Raw genomic sequence first — 12,816 nt, 5'->3', positions numbered from 1 at the left:
TTGGATATATTTCATAGTGACTTGTCCATATTGAGATTTTTAGAAAGTAATTCCGGTTTCAAAATCCAGTATTAATGGATTTTTGTACCGATTTGTTCCGCCTGTGCTCCAGATGTACTGTGCTCCAGGGCGAATGAGCAGCCAGGGTGTAGGGCGCCAGCCATAGTTCAACTCGATGGCATGTTCCCCACTTGGGCGGTAAAGTCCTGTGGCACCATCCTTCTGAAGTTGCGCGACCCAGTTGCTGATTTTGGCGTTGACCCAGAGGAACTTCATGCCAAGGCTGACCGTATCGTCCGGGCGGTTCTTGAATGTGCCTTTGCGGGTGAGGCCCCAGTCCACGAAATAGGGAGCAATGGCTGTTCTCGGGTCACCCCATGTGAAAGAGGCAAAGAACGATGTGCCGCGATGGGAGTCCGCTGCGTCTCGCTGGATCATCCGGTCAAACTGGAACCAACCACCGAAGCGACCACGTACTTTCGCTGTCGGTGCACTAACTAGATAGTTACTTGGAATTTCAAACATTCCACCTTGAGAATACACATCGTTGACCTGCGACGTATCCCAGTAGCCGCCGACCTTGATGTTGGTCTGGAGAGGCCCGCTGTAGTCGTCCTTGCCGCCTTGATGCCAGACGAGCTGGAACGGCAGGAATGTTCCGGTCGCTCCATGCAGGTTCAGTTTCCAGCCATTATGCGTGTTGCCGATCGTCGGGTCGGCAGAATAGACGCCGAACTGGATGGAATAATGATCGTTCCCCGCCGGGTAGAATTTCACCCACGCGCCGGGGTGGGCGGTCGGATAGTAGCCGTAGCCGGAGTTGTAGGCGATGGATTGCGGCATGCCGCAGATCGCGTTGGTCTGGAACTGACAGTAGTTGTTCATGCCCCAGTACATGGACCATGTTTCGAAGTCGGTTTCGGAATTGATTTCACCCGCTGTTGTTGCGACGTAGCGGTTCCAGTGCATTTCCCATGACAGCAGGGACAGGCGCACTGTAGGCGAGCCGTAAATTTCCTGCGGGCTGTTCAGGGCCGGGAGTTTGGCGCCAAGACCCTGTCCAGCACGAGAGGTCACGATGAAGTGGAAAAGACCAATGCTGTAACCAGTTAGTTTCTTGAGGTCGAAATCAAAATTCAGGCCGATTTCTTGCGCGTACCTCACGTTCTGGGATTTGCCGCCCATCGGGTTGCCGGCTGAATCCTGAAAGTAATGGCCTGTGATGTTGACGCCTTTGTCCGTCAGCCATGGCCGCCAGCCTCCCCAGTTGCCCGTCATGGTGCTCTGTTTCATCCAGTCATGCAGACTGGCTGGCAGAAAGCCTTCGTCGGTCGTCGAAGATTGTGACAGGTCATTTGTTCCTGGTCCCGCAGGTGTGGGGGTTACAGGTTTAGGTCCGGGCCGAATGGTTCGGACGCGGCTTTTGGCATTGCTTTTCGACTGAAACGGCTTTTGCCCCGACGAGTCTGTCTGGCCTTCGATTGCACCGGTTGATGAGGACTGGGCATGTGCCTCACCGGATATCAGTGTGCTCCCAGAGGTCATGGCACAAACCAGCCCCAGAGACGTCACCCATTGTCTCGCAAACGCCTGCATAGTTTTAACGGTTGTGAACCGTGCCCCATTGTCTGTTTGGGTAAATGGTCAAGTCCACTTCCCAGGAGGGACATATTTCATGATAAAAAATGACTGTTGAATGACAAAATTGAGAGGTTTTTGACAGGCATCCAGATAACGAGATTTGGAAATATTAAGAAATAAATCCGTTGTTATTTTTTCGCGGTTCTGCGCGGAGAGATATTTTTGAAAATAATCAGTATCAATATTTATCACGGTTCTGTGTGGTATCCCAATTGCTGGTCACCACGGATGATTTTGTTTCTGTGTATCCAGTTAAGCGATCCATCATTCGTTTTCGTAAGGCCAGTCTGAACGGCTGATCCGATATGGCGCAACGAGATAGCTGAAGGCGCCTAAGGTAAGAGCGGCCAGGGCCAGGTATCCAGCATATTTAAGGCCTAGCAGGAAGGGCGAGCAAAGCTGGATCAGGAGGACCGGGGCGAGGTTAAAGGCGAAAACAATCGATTTTGCCGGGGAGCGTAACAACAGGAATGGCAAGGCAGAGCAGAGGGTCATGCCAACGGCCAGGACGATCAGGTCCAGCGCGTCATAAAAAGCAGTGGTAGGAAGAAGCGGTTTCAGGAGAGCATAAGGCACAACAAGGCTGAGGACACGGATCGGTGTGACGATCAGCATTCGGGACAGTTTGGCTTTGAAAACAGCCTGCACGAATTTCAGTCTGCTTCCAAACCGCCCGGTGACCAGCAGGAGCGGCCAGTGCTGTCGATCCAGAAGCCATTTGTCTCCAATCACCAGCATGATGCAACCGGTGCCAACGGATTTAAGCCATGCCGCGCTGAAACTGCGGTGGCTGAGAAACATCTCTATCGTTGCAAAGACGGAGAGCGTCACGGGAATGACGAACAGGCTGATCAGAATGTCGGTTCTGAGCGTAACGGGGGTTATGGGAGCAAGGAGCATCTGACGGAGTTGATAGGGTGTCAGCGCTTTGTTTGCGGAACGCGCGACGCTCGAACCTGTACTTGCTGACGGGAGGGGATGCTCATGTGCGGCTGGTGTAAGAGGCGTGCTGCCATGAAGCCGGTTCGGCAGAGACAGGATACTGCCGATCAGTCCGATGAATAAAACGATGCTCGCGGGAACGGTAAGAGCCGCAGGGCGCGTCAGCATCCAGAAGGTGGCGTCCGAAACGAGCACCAGTGCAAACTGGGCGAGCATGAGAGCGACGCCGAACAGAACAATGGCAAGCCGCCTTTTCCCGGATTGCTCATGGGGCGGCGCATACCACTGCACGGCTGAGGGAATGGCGTTGAACAGGATAAAAAACAGGGCGTCATGAAAAGGAATGGGCAGCAGTCTCATCAGACCGGCAAAGCCCAGAATGATTATGCTCGCGACGATACTGGCGGCACGGGCTTCGGCAATGGCCAGTCCGGGAATGGAAGGCGCCTGTGAGCCGCCGATCTGATTGTTCGTATGAAGCTGGAGTACGCTCTGAACAAATATGACGATAAGAATGACGTAGAAGATGCTGGTATGCGAAAGAGCCTGTGCCAGTGTTTCGTGTTTGAGCAGACCATGCAGGTTCCAGAGCGCGCAAAGAGCGGCAATCAGCCAGCCCACGAGCATTAGCGCCATGTAGTTGCTGCGCAGGAATGTTGCTGAGAAGTAAAGGCCAAGCGCTCTGCGCAGGTCGGACCATTCCAGCGGGGAAAGACGAAATCCTGCCATGGGCTCAGGAAGCCTGTGTCGCAGTGATTTCCAGGAAAGCATCCTCAAAATCGGGCACGGAAACCGTTGTGCCTTCAGGCAGCATGACGTCTTCCGACCATCCATGTACGAGAAGCCCCGTCTCGCGCTGCCCAATGATCTGGAGGGGAAGATCATTGAGGATATGTGGTGTCGCGTGATCCAGCCAGCGCGTTGTGGCGCGGAACACCGTGGTTGGAACATCCAGCACAACCTGACCTTGCCGGAGGAACAGCAGGCGGGAGCACAGGCGCTCCAGATCAGAAAGAATGTGCGAGGAAATCAGAACGCTGGCACCGGTGCGGCGTGCATAGTCTCCGAGCAGATTCATGAAATCCCGTCGGGCGTGAGGGTCGAGACTGGCAACAGGTTCATCCAGCACCAGAAAGTCCGGCGCATGACGCATGGCCAGCAGGATTGCGAGGCGCTGGCGCTGACCGCCCGAGAGACTTTTGACTAACTTTTTAGGGTCCAGATCAGCCCAGCGGAGAAGGGTGGAATCGACCGGCGGAAGTGACCCATAAAAGGCGCCGATATAATCAATCAGCTTGCCAACGGTAAACGCTCCGAACCCCGTCATGGTCTGCGGAACAAAGCCGGTTCTGGCGCGCAATTCCCTTGGAAGGTTCAGAACATTCTGACCGAACAGGTCCACCGAACCCTTGTCCGGTACAAGGAAGCCCATCAGGCACCCGATGAGAGTGGACTTTCCCGCGCCATTCCTTCCCAGCAGGGCAACGGTCTCACCCGGATGTACGGTGAATGAAACACCCTCCAGAGCCGTAAAGTTACCGAAACACTTGGTGAGGTCCGTCACGCGGACGGGGAGGACGTCTTGCGGGTTAGTCATGTAACAGTCGTTACATAATGTGTATGAACCGGCAACAGTCTTATCAAGAGTCTTAAAAGAAAAGGCCCGCGTCCCGGAGGGCGCAGGCCTTTTTCTTCATGAGACTGTCAGATGTGTTCAGTCAGCAGCCAGTGCGAGAGCCTTGCGGCCGCGCATGGTCATGACATGATCTTCCAGTGCTTCACCAACGCGGTCAGCCTGTTTGGCGAAGATATGGTCGGCATCGTCGAAGATACGATAATCGACCGTCACGTTCTTCTGCGTGTTCAGCTTGTCCACCAGCTTGCGGATACCCGGCTCTGGCGCCATTTCGTCCTTGCCGCCGGCAATCATCAGGCCACCGCAGGGGCAGGGCGCGAGGAAGCCGAAGTCATAGTCATTGGCCGGAGGAGCAACGCTGATCCAGCCGCTGATTTCCGGACGACGCATCAAAAGCTGCATGCCGACGAACGCACCGAACGAATATCCGGCGATCCACAGTTCGCTGGAGTTCGGGTTGACCATCTGCATCCAGTCAAGGGCAGCAGCTGCATCGGAGATCTCACCGATGCCACCGTCGTAGCGGCCCTGCGAACGGCCAACGCCGCGCGAATTGTAGCGCATGACCGAGAAGCCCATCTTCTCGAAGCTGCGATACATCGTGTAGGTAATGCGGTTATTCATGGTGCCGCCGTGGAGCGGATGGGGATGCAGCACCAGGGCGAGGGGAGCGTTTGGTTCGCTGGAATGGTGGTAACGACCCTCAAGCCGGCCATCTGGGCCGGCGAACATCACTTCAGGCATGTATACTCTCGCTCTATGTCCGGCAGGATTACGGCCCTGCCTTCCGGTGGGCGTCTGTATATCGAGTTGAAAGCCCGAATTTCCACCAAAATCGACTCGGGATTGCGATTCCTGCAACTCTGCACGATCTAGGGAACATGACGAACGCATCCGCTCCGACCTATCTTGATGCCAATGCAACCGAGCCTTTGCGCCCCGCGGCGAGGGAGACTGTGCTGGAAGGATTGATGCTGTCTGGCAATCCGTCTTCCGTCCATGCGGAGGGGCGTGAGGCCAGGCGGTTTCTGGAAAATGCCCGAAGCCGGATCAGTGCCGGTTTCGGGCGGATTTCCGGGACTTGCGTGTTTACGTCCGGGGGCACCGAGGCTGATGCGATGGCCATTCATGCATTCGGTCGTGGGCGGCGTATTCTGATCGGTGCAACGGAACATGACGCGGTGCGCAAGGCCGCTCCTGAGGCGGACATCATTCCCGTAAGCAAAGAGGGTGTTCTGGACCTCGAATACCTGCGGAAAAAACTGTCCGATGGTGTGCCGACATTGGTGTGCGTGATGTCCGCCAACAACGAAACCGGTGTCCTGTCACCGTTGCGCGATGTGGCAACACTCTGCCGCGACTCGGGTGCGCATCTGCATGTTGATGCTGTTCAGAGCGCCGGGCGTGTTCCGTTTGACTTGACGGAGTGCAGTGTCGCCCTGTCCGGTCACAAGATGGGAGGCCCAAAGGGAGCGGGGGCACTGCTTCTGCCGCAGGATGAGCCGATTGATGCGCTGATGATTGGTGGAGGTCAGGAACGTGGGCGCCGTGGAGGGACACAGGCGATCCCTGCAATTCTTGGGATGGCGACAGCATTCGAAGAGGCGCAGAAGCAGGATTGGAGCGCTGTTGATCGTCTGCGGGAACGTGTCGAGCAGACGGCTATGGAGGCTGGGGCGCGTGTTGCCGGTCGTGGGGCTCCGCGGTTGCCGAATACGAGCTGCCTCATTCTGGATGGTGTTGCGGCTCAGGTGCAGCTTATGACGCTGGATCTGGAGGGGTTCTGCGTCTCTGCCGGGTCGGCCTGTTCCTCCGGAAAAGTCTCGGCATCGCATGTTCTGACCGCCATGGGAGAAACGACTGGCGCCAGTCAGGCCATCCGTGTGTCGTTGCCCTGGAATGTTCGGGAAGAGCAGGTTGTGGCGTTCTGTCTTGCCTACGAGCGCATGGCGGCGCGTCTGCGGAAGGTTGAGTCATGATCTATCTGGATTACTTTTCAACCACGCCCTGTGATCCGGCTGTCGTTGACGCAATGTTGCCGTGGTTTGCCGAGGATTATGGCAATCCGCACAGTGTGCATGGTCCGGGGCAGAAGGCGGCTCAGGCTGTTGAGCGGGCGCGGCAGAGTGTGGCTGACCTGTTGGGGGTGGAAGCGCGCGAACTGGTGTTCACGTCTGGCGCGACCGAAGCCAATAACCTCGCCATCAAAGGCGCGGTTCGACATTTCAGGCGGATGGGTGATGAGCGCCGCCGGGTTATTACGGTCGCCACGGAGCATAAATGCGTTCTGGAGTCCGTCCGGGATCTGGAAGCGGAAGGGGTCGAGCCTGTCATTCTGGGGGTAGATTCCCAAGGGCGGGTTGATCCTGCTGAGCTTCAGAATGCTCTGGCGGTGCCAACCCTGCTCGTAAGCATCATGGCAGCCAATAACGAGACAGGCGTGTTGCAGGATATTCCGGCTCTGTCACGAATCGTACGGGGGGCAGGTGCCCTGTTTCACACCGATATGGCGCAGATGGCCGGGAAGCTTCCTGTCTCACTGACGGACGTCGATCTTGCCTCTTTTTCCGCGCACAAAATGTATGGTCCAAAAGGGATTGGTGCGTTGTATGTGCGGCGTCGGCCTCGCGTGCGATTGCAGCCACTTTTTTCTGGTGGGGGACAAGAACGCGCGTTTCGTTCGGGGACACTGCCCACGCCTCTGATTGTCGGTTTCGGGAAAGCAGCGGAGCTGGCCGCACAGAGGCTTGAGGCTGATATTCAGCAGATTTCTGCTCTTCGCAATGATCTCTGGTGCCAGATTAAAACGGCGCTCCCGGACTGCGAACTGAATGGTGGCGAGATCACACGTTTACCCGGCGCACTGAATATCTGTCTGCCGGATGGCGTTCGGGCGACGGACATCCTTGAACACGTTCCGGACGTTGCTATGTCTACAGGATCGGCCTGCTCGGCCGCGGAAATTACCCCGTCCTATGTGCTGACGGCGATGGGACTTTCTGCAGAGAAAGCATCGCGGTGCTTGCGCCTGTCGGTCGGACGCTCTACCTCCAAGCCCGGTATTGACCGTGCGGCGGCTCTTTTGATCGAAGCTGTCCGTACCTGCCAACCTTCAAGAGACTGAAAAAGACGGACAGCCCATGCCCAAGATGACCTTTATCGAACGTGACGGTTCCCGCCGTGAAGTTGACGCCCCTGTCGGCCTGTCGGTGCTGGAAATCGCCCACAAGCACGACATTGACCTTGAAGGTGCCTGTGAGGGTTCGCTGGCCTGCGCCACCTGTCATGTGATCGTGGACCCGGAATGGGCTGGCAAGCTGTCCGAGCCGACCGACGATGAAGAAGACATGCTCGATCTGGCGTTCGGCCTGGAGCAGACGTCGCGTCTGGGCTGCCAGATTGTCATGACCGAAGACCTGAATGGCCTGACTGTTCAGCTTCCGAAGGCGGGCTGAAGACCATGCGTATCCTCGTTGCCATGTCGGGAGGCGTGGACAGCTCCGTAGTGGCCGCGCTTTTGAAACGGCAGGGCCACGAGGTGATTGGCGCGACACTCCAGCTTTACGATCACGGTCAGGCGTCGAAGCCGGGTGCGTGCTGTGCCGGGCGCGACATCATGGATGCCCGCGCCGTGGCGGATAAGCTGGATTTTCCGCATTACGTCATTGATGCGGAAAGCCGCTTTCGGGACAGCGTGATCGAGAACTTCGCGGACGCCTATGCGCGCGGGGAAACGCCCGTGCCGTGCGTGGCCTGCAATCAGGGCGTGAAGTTTACGGATCTTCTGGGTATGGCTCGTGATCTGGGCTGTGAAGCCATGGCGACCGGGCATTATGTCCGGCGCGTGGAAGGCCCGGATGGTGCGGAAATGCACCGGCCGGTTGATGCGGAACGGGACCAGACCTGGTTCCTGTTTGCGACGACAAAAGATCAGCTCGATTATCTGCGCTTCCCGCTGGGCGAGATGCCGGACAAGGCGCATGTGCGTGAACTGGCGCAGGAGCTTGGGCTCGAAATCGCGGCCAAGCCGGACAGTCAGGACATCTGTTTCGTCCCAAGCGGGTCTTACGTCGATATCGTAGAAAAGCTTCGTCCCGAAATTCGGGGTGAGGGCGAAATCGTGGATGAACAGGGCAATGTCCTTGGGCATCATGAGGGTGTTGCGCGCTATACGGTCGGCCAGAGCAAGCGGCTGGGAGACATCCATACGGCCGTTGGCGAGCGCCAGATGGTGACGCGGATTGATGTACCCAAGCGCCGGATTGTCGTTGGACCGCGCGTTCAGGCGACTGAAGTCGAGACGCGCAAGACAATCCGTCTGCGGGATATGAACTGGCTGATGGATGCGCCGCCTGAAGGTGTTTCCTGCGGCGTCCAGATCCGCGCCCGTGAGAAGCTCCGGGAGGCGGTTGTGAAGCCATTGGCTAATGGTGAGGCGCTTGTTGAATTGACGGAACCCGCCATGCCAGCGCCGGGTCAGGCGTGCGTTCTGTATGATGGAAGCCGTGTTTTGGGCGGCGGGTTTATTCTGGCGGGAGCGTAAATATGGCGGGGACACTTCTGATCGGATCGCGGCGTTATTCGTCTTGGTCCCTGCGAGGCTGGCTGGCCGTTAAACTGGCGAAGCTGGACGTGGAAGAAAAGGTCATTGCTCTCAAGGGCGGTGGCAAGACCACGGAAATTCACGCGCTGTCTCCCAACAAACTGGTGCCGTATCTTCAGCATGACGGCGCTAATGTCTGGGAAAGTCTGGCCATCTGCGAATACTGCGCTGAGTATGAGCCCACTCTTTGGCCGCAGGACCGTGTGGTGCGGGCCCATGCCCGGAGCATCAGCGCGCAGATGCATGCCGGTTTCCGCCCGATCCGTCAGAATTGTCCGATGGATGTGGAGCGCGTTCCTGCACCTCTCGCAGAGATCAGCGAAGATCTTGCTAAGGATATTGTTCTGCTGAGCGAGACGCTGAAGGGCGCGCTTCTGCGGTCTGGTACGGCCACGCCTTACCTGTTCGGTGGCAGCCTGACGGTTGCGGACTGCATGTATGCGCCTGTCGCAATCCGCATTCATACCTATCAGCTGGATGTCGATCCGGTCGTAAAGACATGGGTGCACACGTTGTTGGCTCATCCCCTCATGCAGGAATGGTACGCTTTGGCAAATGTCGAACCCGTTGAGTGGCGACTGTCTTACGAAGACAAGTAAGGCTTTTGGCTTCGTTTAGTGATGGACGAAGCCCATTCCGGTTTGCAGCGCGGTGCGGAAGACGTCTGACCAGATGTTATTGCCGCCGCCATGTCCTCCCCCTGGGCCGCCAGCCGTTTGAGTATAGGACGCACCATCCCCGCCATCGGCAGTCTCTGACATGTCAGACGGTGGATGAGAGGCGCAGCCTGCGAGCAGGAGTAGGCTGCATCCCCACAATAGTCGCTTCATGACAATGCTTTCCCTGCTCTGAAAATCGTTCCTTTCTACGTCGCCTTTGAAAGGGTGAGTGTCATGTCAGGAAGTATAAGGAACCGTAAGCGGATCTGACGAAACTCCCGTTGCTGAAGCACGCTGTTACAGGCGGACGGACAGGGGCGCAGATTTGTGACGGCACGACTTTCACCAGAGCAGAAACAGGCCAGACGCGCAGGGCTTCACTATGTTGACCGGACGGAGCCGGGGATTACGCGCAAGCGTGCTGGCAAAGGATTTGCTTATTACGATCCTGCTGGGGCGCGTATTGCCGATCAGGACGTCATTAATCGTTTGAAACGCCTTGGTATTCCGCCGGCCTATCAGGATGTGTGGATCTGTACGGACCCTGAGGGGCATCTGCAGGCCGTGGGCACGGATGCGCGCGGACGGTTGCAGTATCGCTATCATCCCAAATGGCGCGAAACGCGGGATCTTGCGAAGTTTGATCGGATGCTCGTGTTCAGCGAGAAACTTCCTGCGGTACGAGCGCAGGTTGCCAAGGATCTGGCGCGCAAGAAGCTGGATCGGGACCGTGTTCTGGCTGCAATTGTCTTCATCATGGAACGGACGATGGCGCGGATTGGCAATGACCGCTATGCGCGTGAGAATAAAAGCTATGGTCTTACAACCCTTCGCCATCGGCATGTGGATGTGAGTGGAAAGCACGTCACGTTTGACTTCCGCGCCAAGCACGGCATCGAGCAGCATCTAGATCTGTCTGATACGCGTCTGGCGCGACTTGTCTCCCGACTGGAAGATCTGCCGGGGCAACGTCTGTTTCAGTATCTGGACGAAGATGGCGCGCGCCATGAAGTTCATTCGCAGGACGTGAACGCTTATCTTCAGACGATTACAGGCGAAGAGATTACGGCCAAGGATTTTCGGACCTGGGCTGCCACGCAGCTTGCGGCCGTTACACTCTGTGCGTTCAGCGATTACGATACGAAGGCAAAAGCCAAGAAACAGGTTGTCGAGGCTGTGAAATCCGTAGCTGCCCGGTTAGGGAATACGCCTGCCGTCTGTCGGAAAAGCTATATCAACCCCTGTGTGGTGGATGGCCATCTGGATGGAACTCTGCGGGCGGCGTTCCAGAAGCGGGCGCAGGATGTTCTGGAAACGCCAGAGCATGGGTTATCTGCCGAGGAAGCGGCGGTGACCGGCTTTCTGGCGAACCGACTGCCGTATCTTCACAATAATGGCGCTGTAAAACCCTGAACAGCGATATGTTGAAATCTGTCGATTGAAACTCTGCTTGTTACAGAAGCTTCTGTGTCTGACAGTGAGTGGTAAATGCGGATCGGATCGGGATGGATGGTCAGGCAGACGGCGGAAAGTCAGGGCAGGATGGAGCAGGGCATATGAATTCACTCGGGCTTTTTGCATTACTGATGGTGGGCGCGACGTGTTTCGGTGTGCTGAACGAGCGCCTGCTCAAACTGCCTATGACAATTGGTATCCTGCTGATTTCCATGGTCATCTCGATGATGGTCATGCTGATCAACCCGCTGATTCCCGGCTATGACCTTCAGCATATTCCCCGTTCGCTGCTCGGGCAGGTCAATCTGCCCGAGACTTTTCTTGAAGGGGCATTGTCCTTCCTGCTGTTTGCAGGTGCCATGCAGGTTAATCTGGGACTTCTGCTCGCCCGCGGAAAAGCCGTGGCAGCGCTTGCGATTTTTGGAACGGTTCTGGCTGTCGCCCTTCTTGCCGTGGCAGCGTGGTTTGTTTTTCCCCTGCTGGGCATGCAGGTGCCATTCAGTTGGTGTGTTGTACTGGGAGCAATTCTCGCTCCCACGGACCCGGTTTCCGTTGTTGGGATGCTGCGCCGGCTGGGTTTGCCGGACTCATTACAGGCCGTTTTCGCGGGTGAAAGCCTGTTCAATGACGGTGTGGGGGTTGTCATTTTTGGTACGGTGATCGGTGTCGCGACGGGAGAGGCCCAGAGTGTCGCCATGACCGATTTCGTTGTTCGGTTTCTGATCGAAGCCGTTGGAGGTGGGCTGCTGGGTGGTGTGTCTGGCTGGGTTGCGCTGAAGATCATCCGTGGCGTCAAGGATATGCAGATTGATCTTTTGGCCTCGCTTGCGCTTGCGACGGGGACATACAGCCTTGCCAGTGCCTTGCACATGTCAGGGCCGATTGCCGTCGTGGTGGCAGGGATGTGGCTGGCGACGGATGCCGGAAAGCGTGCCATTCCTGAACATTCCCGTCAGGAACTGGTGACGTTCTGGGGACTGATTGATGAAATTCTGAACGCGCTTCTGTTTCTGTTGATCGGGTTCGAACTTCTTGAAATCACACCACATCTTCCGACGCTGGTGGCCACCCTTCTCATCATTCCTCTTTCGGTCGTGGTGAGGGGGCTGAGCGTTTTTCTGTCCACCATGCCTGTCCATTTGCGGAAGGGGGAGCGTGGGAAAGCTCTCGGTGTTTTGACCTGGGGCGGACTGAGAGGGGGAATTTCCGTGGCATTGGCTCTGGGGCTGCCTCCCGGGGGCCTTCGCGAGACACTCCTGCCGGTGTGTTATGGCGTGGTGGTCTTTACAATCATTGTGCAGGGGCTGACGATGGAGAAGGTGGTCAATCGGCTTTATCCGAAGAGTACCAGTTGATAATGGCCTGCCGGTCCGATCTGGCAGAGGATGAATGGACTGGCGGGAGCAGGACAGAATGATGACAGTAAAACATGCAATGGGCTTCATGCTGGTGGCAGGAAGCCTGTTTTGCGCAGCGGAAAGCGCTTCCGCCGCATCTGGTTTCCCTGGACAGAAAGGATGCTGGACAGCGCTTCCCGGTGAAGACGAGCGCCCGGATGTGACGTGTCGCAGCTTTACGGAAGACTTGCTTCGGAGCCTTCAGAACGCAACCCCCGCGCAGGTGACGCAGATCCTTGGTGTGCCCGGAAAGGACCATAAGGCCCGCTACTTCCAGAGCGCCAATAAAAACCCGGGTGCCTACAACGGATATATCGAACTGAAATATACGGCGGGGCGTGTCTCCGATCTGTCCGCCGTCATGACGCAGGTGACGCCCAACGGAATGGCGAGCGACGAAAAGGACTATCAGTGGGGCGTTGGAAAAGCTGGGTGTTCAGATTTTCCGGGGTCAAAAAAGGCCTGTGATACGTCTCAGTAATC

13 protein-coding genes are annotated in these 12,816 nt (G+C 56.8%); 8 read left to right on the top strand and 5 right to left on the bottom strand.

The genetic code is table 11. The features are described from left to right. Positions 1 to 39: 39 nt before the first annotated feature. The 4 genes from GJA01_RS03085 to GJA01_RS03070 all read right to left on the bottom strand — a co-directional run bounded on the left by GJA01_RS03085 (position 40) and on the right by GJA01_RS03070 (position 4,963). Positions 40 to 1,596 carry a carbohydrate porin gene (locus GJA01_RS03085; protein ID WP_062504741.1) on the bottom strand — a complete coding sequence of 519 codons (1,557 nt, stop codon included), beginning with the start codon at positions 1,594 to 1,596 and terminating at the stop codon, positions 40 to 42. 309 nt (positions 1,597 to 1,905) lie between these two features. Further along, complete coding sequence (locus GJA01_RS03080; protein ID WP_062504743.1) at positions 1,906 to 3,312, bottom strand: hypothetical protein; 1,407 nt, start codon at positions 3,310 to 3,312, stop codon at positions 1,906 to 1,908. A gap of 4 nt (positions 3,313 to 3,316) precedes the next feature. After that, positions 3,317 to 4,180, bottom strand: coding sequence for an ABC transporter ATP-binding protein (locus GJA01_RS03075; RefSeq protein ID WP_062504745.1), 864 nt, complete (start codon positions 4,178 to 4,180; stop codon positions 3,317 to 3,319). A 117-nt stretch (positions 4,181 to 4,297) separates the two neighbouring features. Continuing rightward, positions 4,298 to 4,963, bottom strand: coding sequence for an alpha/beta hydrolase (locus tag GJA01_RS03070; RefSeq protein WP_007281538.1), 666 nt, complete (start codon positions 4,961 to 4,963; stop codon positions 4,298 to 4,300). A 137-nt stretch (positions 4,964 to 5,100) separates the two neighbouring features. Here GJA01_RS03070 and GJA01_RS03065 point away from each other — a divergent pair, with 137 nt between their 5' ends. The 5 genes from GJA01_RS03065 to GJA01_RS03045 are packed head-to-tail and all read left to right on the top strand — an operon-like array spanning position 5,101 to position 9,421. Then, entirely contained in the window at positions 5,101 to 6,198 is a 1,098-nt protein-coding gene (locus GJA01_RS03065; protein ID WP_062504747.1) for a cysteine desulfurase family protein, read from the top strand. Then, a complete protein-coding gene (locus GJA01_RS03060; RefSeq protein ID WP_062504749.1) occupies positions 6,195 to 7,343 on the top strand; it encodes a cysteine desulfurase family protein in 1,149 nt (382 codons plus the stop codon). Before GJA01_RS03065 ends, GJA01_RS03060 begins: the two co-directional genes overlap by 4 nt. Positions 7,344 to 7,359: 16 nt before the next feature. Next, entirely contained in the window at positions 7,360 to 7,674 is a 315-nt protein-coding gene (locus GJA01_RS03055; RefSeq protein WP_010504203.1) for a ferredoxin family 2Fe-2S iron-sulfur cluster binding protein, read from the top strand. A gap of 5 nt (positions 7,675 to 7,679) precedes the next feature. Continuing rightward, on the top strand, positions 7,680 to 8,762 hold the full coding sequence (gene mnmA, locus GJA01_RS03050) for a tRNA 2-thiouridine(34) synthase MnmA (protein WP_061932016.1): 1,083 nt from the start codon (positions 7,680 to 7,682) through the stop codon (positions 8,760 to 8,762). 2 nt (positions 8,763 to 8,764) lie between these two features. Then, positions 8,765 to 9,421: a glutathione S-transferase family protein gene (locus GJA01_RS03045; protein WP_062504751.1), complete on the top strand. Its 657-nt coding sequence runs from the start codon at positions 8,765 to 8,767 to the stop codon at positions 9,419 to 9,421. A 15-nt stretch (positions 9,422 to 9,436) separates the two neighbouring features. On the opposite strand, the gene GJA01_RS15225 is transcribed toward GJA01_RS03045, so the two are convergent. Then, entirely contained in the window at positions 9,437 to 9,652 is a 216-nt protein-coding gene (locus GJA01_RS15225) for a hypothetical protein (RefSeq protein WP_062022698.1), read from the bottom strand. Between the two features lie 156 nt (positions 9,653 to 9,808). Between GJA01_RS15225 and GJA01_RS03035 the strand changes: the two genes are divergently transcribed. From GJA01_RS03035 to GJA01_RS03025, 3 genes are all read left to right on the top strand, one after another. Continuing rightward, positions 9,809 to 10,894: a DNA topoisomerase IB gene (locus GJA01_RS03035; protein WP_062504753.1), complete on the top strand. Its 1,086-nt coding sequence runs from the start codon at positions 9,809 to 9,811 to the stop codon at positions 10,892 to 10,894. Positions 10,895 to 11,037: 143 nt separating this feature from the next. Beyond that, positions 11,038 to 12,291, top strand: coding sequence for a cation:proton antiporter (locus GJA01_RS03030; protein ID WP_062504896.1), 1,254 nt, complete (start codon positions 11,038 to 11,040; stop codon positions 12,289 to 12,291). Between the two features lie 58 nt (positions 12,292 to 12,349). Further along, a complete protein-coding gene (locus tag GJA01_RS03025) occupies positions 12,350 to 12,814 on the top strand; it encodes a hypothetical protein (protein ID WP_253783364.1) in 465 nt (154 codons plus the stop codon). Positions 12,815 to 12,816: the final 2 nt, after the last annotated feature.

Origin of the sequence: Gluconobacter japonicus, assembly GCF_002723975.1 — a bacterium.
Lineage (GTDB): Bacteria > Pseudomonadota > Alphaproteobacteria > Acetobacterales > Acetobacteraceae > Gluconobacter > Gluconobacter japonicus.
Note: the sequence above shows the minus strand (reverse complement) of the source record. Positions and strands in the feature narration are given on the sequence as shown.

Excerpts from the sequence above, each read along its gene's own strand:
- GJA01_RS03055 (WP_010504203.1), top strand. The coding sequence starts at position 7,360 with ATGCCCAAGATGACCTTTATCGAACGTGACGGTTCCCGCCGTGAAGTT.
- GJA01_RS03080 (WP_062504743.1), bottom strand. The coding sequence starts at position 3,312 with ATGGCAGGATTTCGTCTTTCCCCGCTGGAATGGTCCGACCTGCGCAGA.
- GJA01_RS03025 (WP_253783364.1), top strand. The coding sequence starts at position 12,350 with ATGATGACAGTAAAACATGCAATGGGCTTCATGCTGGTGGCAGGAAGC.
- GJA01_RS03030 (WP_062504896.1), top strand. The coding sequence starts at position 11,038 with ATGAATTCACTCGGGCTTTTTGCATTACTGATGGTGGGCGCGACGTGT.
- GJA01_RS03070 (WP_007281538.1), bottom strand. The coding sequence starts at position 4,963 with ATGCCTGAAGTGATGTTCGCCGGCCCAGATGGCCGGCTTGAGGGTCGT.
- GJA01_RS15225 (WP_062022698.1), bottom strand. The coding sequence starts at position 9,652 with ATGAAGCGACTATTGTGGGGATGCAGCCTACTCCTGCTCGCAGGCTGC.
- GJA01_RS03065 (WP_062504747.1), top strand. The coding sequence starts at position 5,101 with ATGACGAACGCATCCGCTCCGACCTATCTTGATGCCAATGCAACCGAG.
- mnmA (WP_061932016.1), top strand. The coding sequence starts at position 7,680 with ATGCGTATCCTCGTTGCCATGTCGGGAGGCGTGGACAGCTCCGTAGTG.
- GJA01_RS03075 (WP_062504745.1), bottom strand. The coding sequence starts at position 4,180 with ATGACTAACCCGCAAGACGTCCTCCCCGTCCGCGTGACGGACCTCACC.
- GJA01_RS03045 (WP_062504751.1), top strand. The coding sequence starts at position 8,765 with ATGGCGGGGACACTTCTGATCGGATCGCGGCGTTATTCGTCTTGGTCC.
- GJA01_RS03060 (WP_062504749.1), top strand. The coding sequence starts at position 6,195 with ATGATCTATCTGGATTACTTTTCAACCACGCCCTGTGATCCGGCTGTC.
- GJA01_RS03085 (WP_062504741.1), bottom strand. The coding sequence starts at position 1,596 with ATGCAGGCGTTTGCGAGACAATGGGTGACGTCTCTGGGGCTGGTTTGT.